General features: G+C 65.9%; 14 protein-coding genes. 8 read left to right on the top strand and 6 right to left on the bottom strand.

Annotated features, from left to right (window positions below):
• Positions 1-249 precede the first annotated feature (249 nt).
• Positions 250-1,773 carry a UxaA family hydrolase gene (locus tag AC1DKD_RS28085; protein ID WP_477143963.1) on the bottom strand — a complete coding sequence of 508 codons (1,524 nt, stop codon included), beginning with the start codon at positions 1,771-1,773 and terminating at the stop codon, positions 250-252.
• Positions 1,774-1,780: 7 nt separating this feature from the next.
• Positions 1,781-2,794: a tripartite tricarboxylate transporter substrate binding protein gene (locus AC1DKD_RS28090; protein ID WP_477143964.1), complete on the bottom strand. Its 1,014-nt coding sequence runs from the start codon at positions 2,792-2,794 to the stop codon at positions 1,781-1,783.
• A gap of 157 nt (positions 2,795-2,951) precedes the next feature.
• Here AC1DKD_RS28090 and AC1DKD_RS28095 point away from each other — a divergent pair, with 157 nt between their 5' ends.
• Positions 2,952-3,938, top strand: a complete 987-nt coding sequence (locus tag AC1DKD_RS28095) for a LysR substrate-binding domain-containing protein (protein ID WP_441630366.1) — start codon at positions 2,952-2,954, stop codon at positions 3,936-3,938.
• A gap of 20 nt (positions 3,939-3,958) precedes the next feature.
• On the opposite strand, the gene AC1DKD_RS28100 is transcribed toward AC1DKD_RS28095, so the two are convergent.
• Positions 3,959-5,221, bottom strand: coding sequence for a serine hydrolase domain-containing protein (locus tag AC1DKD_RS28100; protein WP_477143966.1), 1,263 nt, complete (start codon positions 5,219-5,221; stop codon positions 3,959-3,961).
• Positions 5,222-5,613: 392 nt separating this feature from the next.
• Here AC1DKD_RS28100 and AC1DKD_RS28105 point away from each other — a divergent pair, with 392 nt between their 5' ends.
• The 6 genes from AC1DKD_RS28105 to AC1DKD_RS28130 all read left to right on the top strand — a co-directional run bounded on the left by AC1DKD_RS28105 (position 5,614) and on the right by AC1DKD_RS28130 (position 11,728).
• Positions 5,614-6,081: a rhodanese-like domain-containing protein gene (locus AC1DKD_RS28105; RefSeq protein WP_441630364.1), complete on the top strand. Its 468-nt coding sequence runs from the start codon at positions 5,614-5,616 to the stop codon at positions 6,079-6,081.
• 441 nt (positions 6,082-6,522) lie between these two features.
• A complete protein-coding gene (gene epsC, locus AC1DKD_RS28110; protein ID WP_477143965.1) occupies positions 6,523-7,476 on the top strand; it encodes a serine O-acetyltransferase EpsC in 954 nt (317 codons plus the stop codon).
• Positions 7,473-7,733, top strand: a complete 261-nt coding sequence (locus AC1DKD_RS28115; protein ID WP_441630361.1) for a helix-turn-helix domain-containing protein — start codon at positions 7,473-7,475, stop codon at positions 7,731-7,733. Before epsC ends, AC1DKD_RS28115 begins: the two co-directional genes overlap by 4 nt.
• A 180-nt stretch (positions 7,734-7,913) precedes the next feature.
• Positions 7,914-8,846 carry a family 2A encapsulin nanocompartment shell protein gene (locus AC1DKD_RS28120; RefSeq protein WP_035870245.1) on the top strand — a complete coding sequence of 311 codons (933 nt, stop codon included), beginning with the start codon at positions 7,914-7,916 and terminating at the stop codon, positions 8,844-8,846.
• Complete coding sequence (locus tag AC1DKD_RS28125) at positions 8,821-10,698, top strand: family 2A encapsulin nanocompartment cargo protein cysteine desulfurase (protein WP_441630358.1); 1,878 nt, start codon at positions 8,821-8,823, stop codon at positions 10,696-10,698. The genes AC1DKD_RS28120 and AC1DKD_RS28125 overlap by 26 nt, the downstream gene beginning before the upstream one ends.
• A gap of 259 nt (positions 10,699-10,957) precedes the next feature.
• On the top strand, positions 10,958-11,728 hold the full coding sequence (locus AC1DKD_RS28130; protein WP_035870249.1) for a ferredoxin--NADP reductase: 771 nt from the start codon (positions 10,958-10,960) through the stop codon (positions 11,726-11,728).
• Between the two features lie 630 nt (positions 11,729-12,358).
• Here the strand turns inward: AC1DKD_RS28130 and AC1DKD_RS28135 are convergent.
• Positions 12,359-12,553, bottom strand: a complete 195-nt coding sequence (locus AC1DKD_RS28135) for a hypothetical protein (protein WP_441630356.1) — start codon at positions 12,551-12,553, stop codon at positions 12,359-12,361.
• Between AC1DKD_RS28135 and AC1DKD_RS28140 the strand changes: the two genes are divergently transcribed.
• The gene (locus AC1DKD_RS28140; RefSeq protein ID WP_441630354.1) at positions 12,552-13,025 is read left to right on the top strand and encodes a nuclear transport factor 2 family protein; all 474 of its coding nucleotides are present in this window, start codon (positions 12,552-12,554) and stop codon (positions 13,023-13,025) included. The genes AC1DKD_RS28135 and AC1DKD_RS28140 overlap by 2 nt on opposite strands.
• A gap of 20 nt (positions 13,026-13,045) precedes the next feature.
• Here AC1DKD_RS28140 and AC1DKD_RS28145 read toward each other — a convergent pair whose 3' ends face one another.
• Together AC1DKD_RS28145 and AC1DKD_RS28150 are read right to left on the bottom strand one after the other, a co-directional pair.
• Complete coding sequence (locus AC1DKD_RS28145; protein ID WP_441630371.1) at positions 13,046-14,026, bottom strand: phosphotransferase family protein; 981 nt, start codon at positions 14,024-14,026, stop codon at positions 13,046-13,048.
• Positions 14,027-14,140: 114 nt separating this feature from the next.
• Entirely contained in the window at positions 14,141-14,902 is a 762-nt protein-coding gene (locus AC1DKD_RS28150) for an SDR family NAD(P)-dependent oxidoreductase (protein ID WP_441630352.1), read from the bottom strand.
• Between the last annotated feature and the right edge of the window lie 550 nt (positions 14,903-15,452).

Raw genomic sequence — 15,452 nt, forward strand, 5'->3', positions numbered from 1 at the left:
GCCGTATGGCGGGTCGCTACCATGGGTCCCTCTTTTCCGCTCTTTTCGCCGGATCCCGAGGCGCCCCATACGGCCTGGTACACCTTGACGGCTCGCTTCGCATCGCGTTGGGGTGTGGCCCGCCCTTGGGGGCGCTCCACACGGCTACACCGAAATTTGGTCTGGCGATATCGCCTTTTTTGGGCGGCGAGGCAGAGGGCGGGCGCTCGCCAGGCCACGGTGCGGTCCAAAGCCAATTGGCTTCACTTCCTAGCTGACGATTCCCAGGTGCCAGGGCACGAACTCGTTGTCTCCCAGCCCCAGTGCTTCGCTCTTGGTCGGATGGCCCGAAGCGGCCTCCAGGATGTGTTCGAAGATCCGCTGCCCCATTTGCTCCACGCTGAGTTCGCCGTCCAGCACCAGCCCGCAGTTGATGTCCATATCGCTTTCCAGCCGGGTGTACATCGGCGTATTGCTTGCCAGCTTGATGGTGGGCGCGGGCTTGGAGCCGAACATGGAGCCGCGGCCGGTGGTGAAGCAGATCAGGTTGGCGCCGCTGGCAATCTGGCCGGTGGCGGCTACCGGATCGTAGCCGGGGGAGTCCATGAAGACGAAGCCTGCCTGCTCGATCGGCTCGGCGTATTCGTAGACGGCCTGCAGCGGCGTGGTGCCGCCTTTCATGGCGGAGCCCAGCGATTTCTCGAAGATATTGGCCAGGCCACCTTGCTGGTTGCCGTGGCCGACCACGCCGTTGAACTGGGCGTTCTGGCCGGCGGTGTAGCGTTCCCACCAGGCCAGGCGGTCCAGCAGTTTCTGGCCGACTTCGGGTGTCACGGCGCGGCGCGTGAGCATGTATTCGACGCCGTGGATCTCCGGGGTTTCCGACAGGATGGCGGTGCCGCCGTGGCGTACCAGGATATCCATCGCCGCGCCCAGCGCCGGGTTGGCGCTGATGCCGGAGAAGCCGTCCGAGCCGCCGCATTCCAGGCCGATCTTCAGGTGGCTGGCGCTTACCGGCTGGCGTACCGCGGCGTTGGCGCCCGGCAGCATGTCTTCGATGGCGCGGATGCCGGCCTGGATGGTGGCCGCCGTGCCACCGGTGTCCTGCATGACCATGGTGCGTACGTGGCTGCCGGGCACCAGGCCTTGCGATTCCACCAGCCCCGCTACCTGGTTGCGCTCGCAGCCCAGGCCGACGATCAGTACGCCGGCCAGGTTGGGATGGCGGGCGTAGCCGGCCAGCGTGCGGCGCAACACGTCGAAGTGCTCGCTGGGCGAGGACATGCCGCAGCCGCTGGTCTGGGCGAAGGCGGCCACGCCATCCACATTGGGATAGGCCGCCATGCGCTCGGGCGTGAAGTGGTCGGCGATATGCCGGATCACCGTGGCCGARCAGTTCACCGASGASAGGATGCCGATGAAGTTGCGCGTGCCGACMCGGCCATCSGGCCGCACRWAGCCCATGAAGGTGGCGCGCTCKGCCTCGGRCACATAGTCCACCGGCCGTACGTCCTCGCAAAAGCCGGGGTCGCGGTAGAAATCCACCAGCGCGAGATTGTGCGAGTGGACGTGGTCGCCGGCCTCGATATCGCGCTCGGCCACGCCGATCACGGTGTCGAACTTGCGTACCTGCGTGCCCCTGGCAATGGCGCAGGCGGCGATCTTGTGCCCGGCGGGCACTTGCGCGCGCACGCGCAGGCCCAGTTCGGGGAGGTTCTGGCCGAGGCTGAGGGCGTCCCGTGCGATCAGGACGTTGTCGTTGGCGTGCAGGCGGATGAGGGCGGCGGCGTTCACGGGGCGGTCAACCTTGTTGCAGCAGCTCTTTGAGCTTGAGGCGCTGGATCAGKTGGGTYTCCTGKTCGTACACGGTGCTGATGTAGCGCTTGTATTCCGGACCGTCCAGGTACATGACAGGCGCGTCGATGCGGGCCGCGACCTGCTGGAACTCCTTGCTGGCCACGGCTAGCCGGAAGGCGTCGCGCAGCTTCTTTTCCACGGCGGGGTCCAGGCCGACCGGCGCGCCGATGCCGTTGGGGGCTTCCACCACCACCTTGTAGCCGAGTTCCTTGAGCGTGGGCGTGTCCTTGAAGCGCGGCGTGCGCTGGTCGCCCCAGGTCGCCAGCAGGCGCAGCTTGCCGGCTTCCACGTGGGGCGCCCACGAGCTGGAATCGGCCAGCAGGTCGACCTGTCCGGCCAGCACGTCCTGCAGCGCCTGCGCGCCGCCCTTGTAGGCGATGGCATTGAAGCGGATGCCGGCGGCCTGCGCGAATTCCTCCATGCCCACGTGGGTGGCGCCGCCGATGCCGGCATGCGCGTAGGTAAGCTTGCCGGGGTGCGCCTTGGCTTCCGCCACCACTTCCTTGAGCGACTTGAAGCGCGAGTTCGCCGGCACCGCGATGCCGAAGGTCTGGCCGGAAGTGCGGGCGAGGTAGGTGAGTTCGGTGCGCGGATCGAGTTGCAGCATGCCGAGTTGCGAGAAGCGCGTCACCGAGATCGGGATCTGGCCGATGGTGTAGCCGTCCGGCTTGGCGCGGGCCAGCGCCTTGGTGCCGATCATGCCCGAGGCGCCGGCGCGGTTTTCCACCACGATCGATTGCTTGAGTACGCCCGACGCCACCTGGCACAGCGCGCGCATCGACTGGTCGGCGGTGCCGCCGACAGGCCACGGGCAGATAAAGGTGATGGGACGTTCCGGATACTCGCCAGCCCGTGCGAAGCCCGGCAGCAGCAGGCCTGCGGTACCGGTCGCGGCGGCCGCGGCCCCGCCGATGAGCAGGCGGCGTCGCCCGGGATTGATGCCGTGGGGTGCGGTCATGTGTCGTCCTCGCAGGATGTCATTATTGGAGTCATGGGCCGGTGGCGGTGTTCACCGGTCAGGCTGGATTGTGGCAAAGCGCTTCATAACAATCCAATCAATGATCGGAATGGCTTCATAACCTTAAAGTTAAGTAGAAGTTGGGTAGAATCCCGCCATGCCCCAGATCGACCGCGCGCTGCGCTCCAATATCAAGCTACGCCACCTGCAACTGGTGGTGGCGCTGGACGAGTTCCGCCATCTCGGCCATACCGCCGACTTCCTCTCCGTGAGCCAGCCGGCCGTCTCCAAGATGCTCACCGAGGTGGAGAAGACGCTCGGCCTGACGCTCTTCACACGCTCCACGCGCGGCACGGAGCCGACGCCGGCGGGCGCCTCGCTGGTGCGCTTTGCCCGCTCGGTGCTGGCGCAATACGAGCGCACCCGCGATGAGATCGCCGCGGAGGCCAGCGGCGCGGCGGGGCGCACGCGGGTGGGGTCGATGGGCGCGGCCTTGCCGGTGTTGCTGGCGCAGGCTGTCAGCCTGCTCAAGCAGCGTTCCGCGCAAGCTACCGTGCTGGTCGAGGAGGGGGATTTGCCGCACCTGCTGCCCAAGCTGCGGATCAGCGAGCTGGACCTGATCATCGGTCGGCTGGAGCCTGGCTATGCCGCGCCGGACCTGGTCACCGAGCCGCTGTACAACGAGCCGATGGTGGCGGTGGTGCGCAGCGGCCACCCGCTGGCGCACAAGCGCGCGCCAGCCTGGGCAGACCTGGCCGGCATGCCTTGCGTGATGCCGCCGCCGTGGGCGTCGCTGCGGGTCAAGCTGGAACAAGAGTTCTACCGCCACGGGCTGCAGCCGCCCACGGACCTGATCGAATCCTCCTCCTATCTGGCGATCTCGACCTTCGTCACCCAGCGCGACGCGGTGGGCTTCCTGGCCCGGTCGGTAGGGCAGCAGTTCGAGCGGGAGGGGCGTTTCCACATCCTGCCCATGGACGTGCCGCTGGAACTGCCGCCCGTTGGCCTGATCACGCTGCGCGAAGGGCGGCTCACGCCCAGCAGCCTGCAACTGGTGGAGTGCCTGCGCGCGGCTGCCGGGCAACTGGCCGGACAGCAGAAGCCGGCGGCCAAGAGGGCGCGCGCGCCACGGCGGGCGGGCTAGGCCGTCCGCGTCGGGACAAGTCAGCGAGGGCTGGCCAGCAGGTGTTTCGCCAGTGCGTGAAAGGCCGGAATCGTGGTCGGGTCGTTGGCGGCATTGCCGGCCACGGGGTTCGAGGCGTAGCGCACGATCACCATCTCGGCCTTCGGGTCGATATAGATGCGCTGGCCGTGGACGCCCCGCGCCATGTAGGCGCCGTGCTCGTTATGGGTGACCCACCACATGTCGCGATAGCTGCCGCCCTTGAGCAGGGGATAGTCCGCCCTGGCAAAGGCGGCCTTGTCGCCGCCGCGGCGGATGTCGTCGACCACGGCCCTGGGCAGGATCTGCTGCCCGTTGAACCTGCCGTCGTTGCGCAGCATCTCGCCAAAGCGCGCCAGGTCGCGCAGGCCGGTGTTCAGGCCGCCGCCGGCAAAGGGCGTGCCGATCGAATCCACCGTGAAATACCCGTCCTGCTCCGCGCCCAGCCGGCGCCAGATGCGTTCCGATAGCAACCCGGCCACCGAGCGCCCGGTCACGCGCGCGATCACCCAGCCCAGTGCGTCGGTGTTGACGGTCTTGTAGCCGAAGGCCGCGCCATGCTCGCCCTGCGGCTGGATCGCCTGGATGGACTCGTAGTAGTTACGCGGGCCGGTGTAGTCCCTGGGCTTGGGCAGCGGGCTGCCCGCCTGCGCGTGCAGCCAGACCTCGGCGTCCGGGTCGGCATAATCCTCGCTGTACTTGAGGCCCGTGGTCATGTCCAGCACCTGGCGCACGGTGGCATTGCCAAAGGCGGACGAGGCGAGTTCGGGCACATAGTCCACCATGCGTTTGTCCGCATCGAGGCGGCCTTCGGCGACCAGCATGGCGCCGAGCGTGCCGATGACCGACTTGGTGACCGACATCGCGGCGTGCTGGCCGTCGTCCTTCAGCGCGCCGAAATAGCGCTCGTACAYGATGCGCCCGCGATGCAGCACCACGATGCCAYCGGTGTAGTTGGCCGCGAGCGAGGCTTCCCAGGTCATGGGCTGGGTGGCGCCGATCGGCATGAACCGCAGCGCGTCGATATCGGTGCGCAATGCGCGCGGCAGCGGCACCGGCGCGCCCAGTCCGCGCGAGACATTGACGGTGGGCATCAGCTCCCGGAAATGCGACACGCTCCAGCGCAGGGCGGGAAAGCGCCAGTAGCTGCCATCGTCGAAGCGCACGGTGCGGTCGGGTGGCGGCGGCGATCCCGCCATCCAGCCAAGGCCGGCGGGATCGCTTGCCGCGGCATCCGGCGCGGGCGCGTCGGCGGCCCGCGCCATGGATAGCAGCCCGGCACCGCAAAGGGCCAGCGCGGCCAGGCCGCGGCGGCGAATGCCGTTACGCATCGTCAAGGTCATTTCCGAATCTCGAATTCATGTGGAAGGGCGCCCGCGCAATATAAACCATTCGAATGGCGGCACACGGAGCATTGCCGTCTGCCGACAAACGCTGCGCGGCTTGGCGCGGGGCCGCCGTTTCCGCCTGCGCTGCCTGCCGTGCTGGATGAACTGTCTTTGGAAATGCGTTTTTATTCGTTCTCAATCTTCCCGCGCCATTTCATAGTTGTGGCGTGATGGCTATAGGCGGTTGCCGTCAACCACAAACCGTGCATCGGGGAAGGCCCGGCCGCATCGATCCCGGCGCGGATAACAGGCTGCAAGGAGAGCGTTTCATGACAGTTGCATTGGAAGACAAGATCAAGCATCCCGTGCTGGAAGCCGCACGCGGCGTGGCACGTTCCTCCGGCCTGCCGTACGCCGGCCGCGTGACGCCGCAGCAAGCGTGGGCGCTGTTCAGCGCCGGCGACGCCGTGCTGGTCGATGTCCGCACCGCCGAGGAACGCAAGTTCGTCGGCTACGTGCCCGACACCCTGCACGTGCCCTGGGCCACCGGCACCAGCCTCACCCGCAACCCACGCTTCGTGCGCGAACTGGAAGCCAAGACCGGCAAAGACACCGTCGTGCTGCTGCTGTGCCGCAGCGGCAACCGCTCCGCGCTCGCCGCGGAAGCCGCCACCAAAGCCGGAAAGGCCCACGTGTTCAACGTGCTCGAAGGCTTCGAAGGCGAAATCGACGAACGGCAACGGCGCGGCAAGAGCGGCGGCTGGCGCTTTCATGAATTGCCGTGGGTCCAGGATTAAGGGTGGCGGGCAGGATGGGCCAATGCCGGTTGGAATGACTACGGCTGTCAGGAACCACTGGAAACGGAGCCAGTGCATTCTTTGCGGCACGGCGACATGGCAAACGCCCGCCCTCTCCCGCAAGCGGGAGAGGGGAGCAAACCGAGAGTCGATTCAAACCTCGCAGGGTGTAGCCGTGTGGAGCGCCCCCAAGGGCGGTCCACACCCCCAACGCGATGCGAAGCGAGCCGTGAAGGTGTACCAGGCCGTATGGGGCGCCTCGGGATCCGGCGCGCCTTCTTTGCCTACTTTCTTGGCAAGACAAGAAAGTAGGTCGCCCCCCGCAGGGGGGTGAAACCGCCTTTGACTTTAGGCTTTCAGGCCTTTGACTTCCGGCTCACACACAAAAAAAACAGCACAACCTACCACGCCAACAAACACAAAAAAACGGGGAGTACCAAAATGGCTGACTTCGAAATCGGCGTGATYGTACTCGCCCTGCAGCAAGTACGCCAACAATGGCGCGAAGGCCAACAACGCCTGCTGGAACCAGGCGGCCGGGACCTGCCCTCCCGCGWCGCCCTGTCACAAATCATCGCCACGCTAAAAGGCGTCCTGTTCCCCATGCGCCTGGGCCCCCCCGACCTCCGCCAGGAAAGCGAAAATCTCTACATAGCCCACTCCCTGGACGCGGCCCTGCACGGCCTGCTGGCCCAGACACGCCTGGAACTGCATTACGCGGCGCGCCATGGCGACCGCGACGAAGCCGCGCTGCGCGCGCAAGCGCTGACTGCAATACGTGAATTCGCCGGAGAACTCCCCCGCATCCGCAGCCTCCTCGACAGCGACGTCCTGGCCGCCTTCCACGGCGACCCCGCCGCCGGCAGCGTCGACGAAGTCCTGCTCTGCTACCCCGGCATCCTCGCGATGATCCACCACCGCATCGCCCATGCCCTCTACGGCCTTGGCCTGCCGCTGCTCGCGCGCATCGTCGCCGAACTGGCGCATGCCGAGACCGGCATCGACATCCATCCCGGCGCCCGGATCGGCGGCGGCTTCTTTATCGATCACGGCACCGGCGTGGTGATTGGCGAGACCACCATCATCGGGGAGCGAGTCCGCTTGTACCAGGCCGTCACGCTGGGCGCCAAGCGATTCCCGCGCGACGCCACCGGCAAGCTGGAGAAGGGCCTGCTGCGCCATCCTATCGTCGAGGACGATGTGGTGATCTACGCCGGCGCCACCATCCTCGGCCGCGTCACGCTGGGCCGCGGCGCGGTGATCGGCGGCAACGTCTGGGTGACGCAGGACGTAGCCCCGGGCGCCCATGTCACACAGGCCGTGTCGCGCAACGAAACCGCCAGGGCGCCATCCGCAAGCGGCGCGCAGCGCGCCATCGAGGCGAGCCTGCCATGAACGACCTCGTAAGGACCCTGGGCGCCACGGTGCGCCAGTTGCGCGAGGCGCACGCGTGGTCGCAGGAAGAGCTTGCCGAGCATGCGGGGCTGAACCGCTCGTATATCGGCGAGATCGAGCGCGGCAGCGCGATCGCCTCGATCGTCACGGTGGAGAAGCTTGCCGCCGCGCTGGGCGTGCCGATCTCATGGCTGCTGAAAACGGGCGGCACGCACGCAGCGCCACGCGACGCGGAGATTGCCGGCACGCGGACGTAGCCAGTTCCGGGTGATGCGCGCAAATCCCCGCGCATTGCCGTCTATAGCATGTTGAACGGGGCGGGCCGCCTCCCGATAATCGCTGCGGTAATAACGATTCTTGTTTTTCTCATATGGCAATCCGCCAGCAATCCACCAGCAATACGCTGGCAATCCGCTAACAGCCCAACGGAGTAGCACATGTCGGTAAACGGGAGCGTCCAGACGGCGCTCGGCGATAACGCAGCACGGCAACTAGCCAATGCCACCAAGACCATTCCCCAGCTCGCGACCATCACGCCGCGCTGGCTGACGCATTTCCTGCAATGGGTACCGGTGGAAGCCGGCATCTATCGCCTGAACAAGGTGCAGGACCCGGAATCGGTCAAGGTGGCCTGCACCCAGCGCGACGATGAGGGCAAGCTGCCCCGCACCTTCGTCAACTACGAAGAGCAGCCGCGCGAGTATTTCCTGAACGCGGTGAGCACCGTGCTCGACGTGCACACCCGCGTGTCGGACCTGTACAGCAGCCCGCACGACCAGATCAAGGAACAGCTCCGCCTCACCATCGAGACCATCAAGGAGCACCAGGAAGGCGAGCTGATCAACAACCCTGACTACGGCCTGCTGGCCAACGTGGCCGAAGAGCAGCGCATCTTCCCGCTGACCGGCGCGCCCACCCCGGACGACATGGACGAACTGCTGAGCAAGGTGTGGAAGGAACCGGCTTTCTTCCTGACCCACCCGCTGGCGATTGCCGCCTTCGGCCGCGAATGCACGCGCCGTGGCGTGCCGCCGCCCACGGTGAGCCTGTTCGGTTCCCAGTTCATCACCTGGCGCGGTATTCCGCTGATCCCGTCGGACAAGGTGCCGGTGGCCGACGGCAAGAGCAAGATCCTGCTGCTGCGCGTGGGCGACAAGCGCCAGGGCGTGGTCGGCCTGTTCCAGCCGGGTGTGGCGGGCGAGCAGGGCCCGGGCCTGTCGGTGCGCTTCATGGGTATCAACGACCAGGCTATCGCTTCGTACCTGATCTCGCTGTACTGCTCGCTGGCCGTGCACGCGCCGGATGCGCTGGCGGTTCTCGATGACGTGGAGATCGGCAAGTACCATGACTATCCTGACACCTACAAGTAATCCGGTGCATCCGTCCGCCAGTTCGCCGGCAGCGCTGCCGGGTGCGCCCGCGGTGCCGCCCGGCCTGCCCGATCCGGCGGTGCTGGCGCGCCTGGCAGGGGCATTCTTCTCGGCGCTGCCGGGCACGTCGCCGGCTGCCGCGCAGTCGCTGCCGGTGGTGAACAACCCGGCCCCGCCGGGTTCGCCCGTGGCGGGTCCTGGCGGCACGGGCACCGGCGTGCCGGGTGCGTCGATTCCGCAAGGCCATGTGCCTGGCGCCAACCTGCTTCCGCCGGCGCCCACGCATGTGCTGTCGCTGCCCAGCCGGGCACCCGCGCTGCGGCCGGCCGCGGTGGCGCAGAACGGCCTGCCCGATACGGTAGCCACGGTGGCGCCCGCGCTGGAAAGCCGCTTAGGCGGCCAGGCGCTGGGCGTGCCGCACGCTGCCGCGCCGTCGCCGCAGTCCTCGGCTGCCCCTGCCTACTACTTCCTGGAGGGCGCCGGCCGCGACCTGCATGGCGGCCCGGCAGGGCTGCGCGACATCGCCACGTCCGGCGATCCGCTCTCGCTGCATCTGCCGCAGCAAGGGCCGGGCGCCTACGGCTACGGGCGCGAGCAGGAGGAGGCGCTGCCGTGGGCATCGTCTTCGGCGCGCGTGCCGTTCGACGTCAACGCGATTCGCCGCGATTTCCCGATCCTGCAAGAGCGCGTCAACGGCAGGCAGCTGGTCTGGTTCGACAATGCCGCCACCACCCACAAGCCGCAGTCGGTGATCGACCGGATCTCTTACTTCTACGCTCACGAGAACTCCAACATCCACCGCGCCGCCCATGCGCTGGCAGGGCGTGCCACRGATGCCTACGAGTCCGCGCGCGGCAAGGTGCAGCGCTTTATCGGCGCATCCTCGCCCGACGAGATCATCTTCGTGCGCGGCACCACCGAGGCCATCAACCTGATCGCCAAGACCTGGGGCGCGCAGAACGTGGGTGAGGGCGACGAGATCATCGTCTCGCACCTGGAGCATCACGCCAATATCGTGCCGTGGCAGCAGCTTGCCGCGCAGACCGGGGCGAAGCTGCGGGTGATCCCGGTGGACGATTCGGGCCAGGTGCTGCTGGATGAATACCGCCGGCTGCTCAACGACCGCACGAAGATCGTGTCCGTGACCCAGGTCTCGAACGCGCTCGGCACCGTCGTGCCGGTCAGGGAGATCGTCGACCTGGCCCACCGCGCCGGCGCCCGCGCGCTGGTCGATGGCGCGCAGTCGGTCTCGCATATGCGGGTGGACGTGCGGGCGATCGATGCCGACTTCTTCGTGTTCTCCGGCCACAAGGTGTTCGGGCCTACCGGGATCGGCGTGGTCTACGGCAAGCGCGAGGTGCTGGAGGACATGCCGCCCTGGCAGGGCGGCGGCAACATGATTGCCGACGTGACCTTCGAGCGCACCGTGTTCCAGCCGCCGCCCAACCGCTTCGAGGCCGGCACAGGCAATATCGCCGACGCGGTAGGGCTGGGCGCCGCGCTGGACTACGTGGAGCGGGTGGGCATGGAGAACATCGCCCGCTACGAGCACGACCTGCTGGAGTACGCCACCCACCTGCTGCAGCCCATCCCGGGCGTGCGGCTGGTGGGCACGGCGCGCGACAAGGCCAGCGTGCTGTCCTTCGTGCTCAAGGGCTACGAGACCGAGGAAGTGGGCAAAGCGCTCAACGAGGAAGGCATCGCCGTGCGCTCCGGGCATCACTGCGCCCAGCCCATCCTGCGGCGTTTTGGCGTGGAGGCCACGGTGCGGCCCTCGCTGGCCTTCTATAACACCACGGACGAGGTGGACCGGCTGATTTCAGTGGTCAGGCGGCTTTCCGGGCGCCGTTAGGGCGGCATTGGGGCTGTATTGGCGCGGTGCAGGGGCGGAAAACGCGGGGCGTGGGGCTTAAAACCCCCCTGAACATGCATGAATCGGGACGCGCCCTGCGTTTTCTTCTAAAATCCGCTATCTTCTCACCTTGATCGGCGTGTCTTCCTGCCTTCGGACCGGAGCCCGCCTTGTTGAACGCACCCGGCAAGCTACCGCCCAGCCACTGGCATCAGGCCCACCGACGCCGGCGCTATCCAGCGCTTACCGCGCTTTATTCATGAGCAATCTCAACCAGCAAGCCATCCTCTCCGTCCACCACTGGACCGACACGCTTTTCAGCTTCACGTGCACCCGCGACCCCGGTTTCCGTTTCGAAAACGGCCAGTTCGCCATGGTCGGCCTGGAAGTGAACGGTCGTCCGCTGCTGCGTGCCTACAGCATCGCCAGCGCCAACTATGAGGAAACGCTGGAATTCTTCAGCATCAAGGTGCCCGACGGCCCCCTGACGTCCCGCCTGCAGCACCTGAAGGAAGGCGACCAGATCTTCGTCGGCAAGAAGCCCACCGGCACGCTGCTGGTCGACAACCTGCTGCCGGGCAAGACCCTGTGGCTGCTGGCCACCGGCACCGGCCTGGCCCCGTTCCTGTCGATCATCCGCGACCCGGAAGTGTATGAGCGCTATGACAAGGTCGTGCTGACCCATACCTGCCGCTTCGTCGAGGAACTGGCCTACCGCGAGTTGATCTCGGAGCACTTGCCGCAGCATGAGCACCTGGGCGAGCTGATCCGCGAAAAGCTGGTGTATTTCCCCACCGTGACCCGCGAAGAGTTCGACAACCAGGGCCGGATCACCGACCTGATCGCCAACGGCGAGCTGTTCGAGCGCCTGGGCGTGGAGCCGTTCTCGCTGGAGAACGACCGCATCATGCTGTGCGGCAGCCCCGATATGCTCAAGGACATCCGCGCGATGCTGACCGAGCAGCACTTCACAGAAGGCAATATGAGCGCGCCGGGCCATTTTGTGCTTGAAAAGGCATTTGTGGGCTGATCATCGGTCCATCTTGGCGATAACCGGGGCTCCCCGGCATCGCCTAAGCCTGCAGGCGGAACATCACCCGGAAGTGAAGACCCAGGGTGGTCAGGACGATCCCCGCCAACTGGTGCACGGGCCAATCGGAGGCGGGGCGAACATGCGGGGCGAACATGCGGGTCGCACATTGCTTTGACGGCCTGATAGACCTGACACAGAGACGATTGCTGCAGGCACTCGCCCGCCACCGTGCGCGCACAAGCCGGACACCGGCAGCCAGGAGCCGCGCATAGACGGTCAGGAGATCGCGGGCAAGGACTGTACGAGGCCGGCCGGCGTGCCGAAGCGCAGCGCCTGCGCAAGGCCTTCCCACCATTGATTCGCGCCGCGGCGCACACAGATCCGCTGATCGTCACGTTCGTGCTGCTTTGCCGCTGCGCTCCCGCAGCGTCGAATAGGGCACGAGCGCATCATCCGGCTTTGCGCCGGTCATCAACCTGCGGTGCCACCCCGTTGCGGATGAAGCGGATAACGGATTCGCGGAACAGATCGTGTTCCGCTTCAAAGATTCGACGTCTCGTGCTCATGCAATCTCCATCTCATTGAGCGGCCTCTGCGCGGGGCAGGTTTTCGATGGATTATCCGCAGTCAGGGCAGATCCGCCTCATCCGAGGTGATGAATTCCGGGTCATGCGCTCCGGGCACCGGCCCGCCGCCCGACAATTCATCCTTTCGAATGAGGCAATGCGCCAGCATCGCGCCACATAATTCTCCGGCCGGTGGATCCTGGCCAACACAGTCCATCCGGAATTCCACGCATAACTTCCTTGAGAATGCCGTCATGAGCCCTTTCGAAAGCCACGCACAGGTGACTGCCTGCCATCAGAGCGTTCTGCTCTTCTACTATGGCCTGGACAGGGCGGATTATCCCCTCGCAATGAAGCAAGTCGCACCCGATTGCCTGTGGGAACGCGGTGGTGTCATGCTGCGCGGTCGACAACAGATTGAAGCGTCAGTGAGGAAGAGATCGGCAACGCAAGTCGCGCGGCATATCGTCAGCAACTTTGCGATGCTCGTGCAGGATCCGGAGCGTGCCACGGCGGCCTATTGTCTGGCCCTGCATCTGTATGACAACGGCGCGCCCGCCACCCTCCCGGTACCGGGTTCCACACCATTTCTGCTCGCGGATGTGACATGCCAGTTCGCACTGGAGCCCGACAATGCCTGGCGCATACGGCAGCTGGATGTCGGGCGCGCATTCAGCTATTCCCGGGAGGTGATCTCTCCCTTGGCGCAAGCACCCAGGCTGGGTTGATCCGGACCTGCGTGTCGTTTCTACTGCGTGCCGCTCCGGCGCGCGCATCGCCAGCTCAGATCGGCCAACGGCCGTACCTTCGCTTCCATGCTCGCGGCATCGGCCGCTGACGCATTGCCTCCCGCCGCGCGCGCCGCAACGCCGCGCAGGATGGCGGCCATGCGAAACAGGTTATAGGCGAGATAGAAGTCCCAATTGCGAATGGCGTCGATGCCGCGCGCGCGGCAGTAGTCCTCGACGAACGCGTGCTCCTGCGGAATGCCGAGCGCAGCCAGGTCGACCCCCGCCACGCCGCGCCACAGGTCAGGCGGAACGCACCACGACATGCAGAAGTACGAGAGGTCCGCCAGCGGATGCCCTAGCGTGGAGAGTTCCCAGTCGAGCACGGCGACCACGCGCGGCTCGGTTGGATGGATGATCAGGTTGTCCATGCGCATATCACCATGTACGACGCAGGTCTCATCGCCATCGGGAATGTGGGCTGGCAACCATTCCATCAATGCTTCCATTGCCTCGATCGGCGCACCTCCCGAACTGCGGTACTGGCGGCTCCAGCGGTCGATCTGCCGCGCGAAGTAATTGCCCGGCCGGCCGAAAGTGTCCAGGCCGGCCGGGCCATGGTCCACGCCGTGCAGCGCGACCAAAACGCGGTTGATGTCCGCGTATATCGCCTTCCGCTCGGCCACGGCGAGCCCGGGCAGGGTGGGATCGACAAAGTTCCTGCCGCGCACGTACTCCATCAGAAAGAACGGTGTGCCAATCAGCGAGGCATCATCGCAATAGGCCACCATGCGAGGCACCGGAACGCCGCTGCCGTTCAGGGCCTGCATCACCCGGTATTCCCGGTCAATGGCGTGCGCGGACGGCAGCAGCGCCCCTGGCGGCTGCTTACGCAGGACAAATGCGTCGCTCGCCGCCTGGAGCAGGAAGGTCGGGTTCGACTGTCCGCCCGACAGTACGCACGCATTCAAGCCGCGTGGGTCCAATCCTGCCTGGCGCATCCAGTCGGCCAGGCGTTCAAGATCAAGGTCGGCGCAGCCAACGGAGCCCCCTGGGGGCGATGTCAGGTTGGAAACCAAAGGCGAAGAGGGCATGGTTGGGCGTCTACCGGAAGGTCAGAGGGAGGAAACAAGATGGCCGCCGTCGATGGCAAGCACCGCACCCGTCATGAACGTCGCGGCATCGGAGGCCAGCAGCAGGAGCGCTCCGTTGAGATATTCAGGCTGCCCGACCCGGCGCTGCGGCACGCGGCGGATCAGTGCCTGTCCGGCCTCGCTGGCAAAGAAGTCGCGGTTGAGGTCGGTTTCGATATAGCCCGGTGCGAGCGCGTTGACCCGGACGCCATGCCGGGCCCATTCGAGCGCCAGCGCCTGCGTCAGATGGATCAATCCGGCCTTGGCGGCGGCATAGGCCGGCACTTGCTGCGCCACCCGCAGACCGAGGATCGAGGCGATATTGATGATCGATCCCTCGCGCTGCGCGATCATGCGCTGGCCGGCAGTTTGCGCGACGCGCCATGCGCCGTTCAGGTTCACGTCGATGACGCTCTGCCAGTCATGCGCATCGCACTCCACAGCAGGGCGCGTTACGGCAATGCCGGCGTTGTTGACGACGATTTGCACAGGCCCGCCGAGCCGCGATTCCGCGGCGTCAAAGGCGTCAGCGACCGAAGCGGCGTCCGTCACATCCATGGGCACTACGCAGGCCGTGCCACGATCCCGCTCGATCCGGGCCGCGACCTGCCGGCCCGCCTCGACACGACGGCCAGCCAGCGCCACCTGAACACCGGCACCGGCCAGCACCGTTGCGAAATGACTGCCCAGTCCGCCGAAAGCACCCGTCACCAGGGCTCGCTTGCCGCGCAGATCCTCGAACATGCTGTTCTCCCGTCATCGTGATTGCCGAATCGGCACGAGGGATTATCTGCGTCGGCACAGGAACCCGCATCATTCGAAGGGATGATTTGCTGCCCACGCGGAAATGGGCCGCAGACAGCGGGCCAGGTGGCACTCGCGAATTCATCCCATCGAACGAGGCGGCTGGAACTAGTGCTCACCATACTTGCTTCTGACCTCAACAACCCGCTAGCGCTGGTGAATTTCTCGGGTAAGTACCCATTCAATAATTGTTAGTGGGCTAAGCATAATAGATCGAGCGGACCCTGAATTCGGAACGAGAGGCGTCGCGACGACATGACTTCAGTAACACCAATGCCAGCGACGATGACCTTGGCCGTGACGTGCGATAGCTGGGGAGAAATGGGAAGCGAGACGATACCGGAGCCATTCAACGGCAAGAGATACGCCTGGGAATCGCTGCTTCCGGTCGCGACCGTGCCTGACGGAAACTGTCCACGTCAGCGGACAAAGCCTCCGGGTGCGTCAAGAACTGAATTCACCAAATAATATCTTCGGAGATGTATGAATG

The sequence above is a fragment of the Cupriavidus sp. 05T313 genome, from assembly GCF_056396665.1.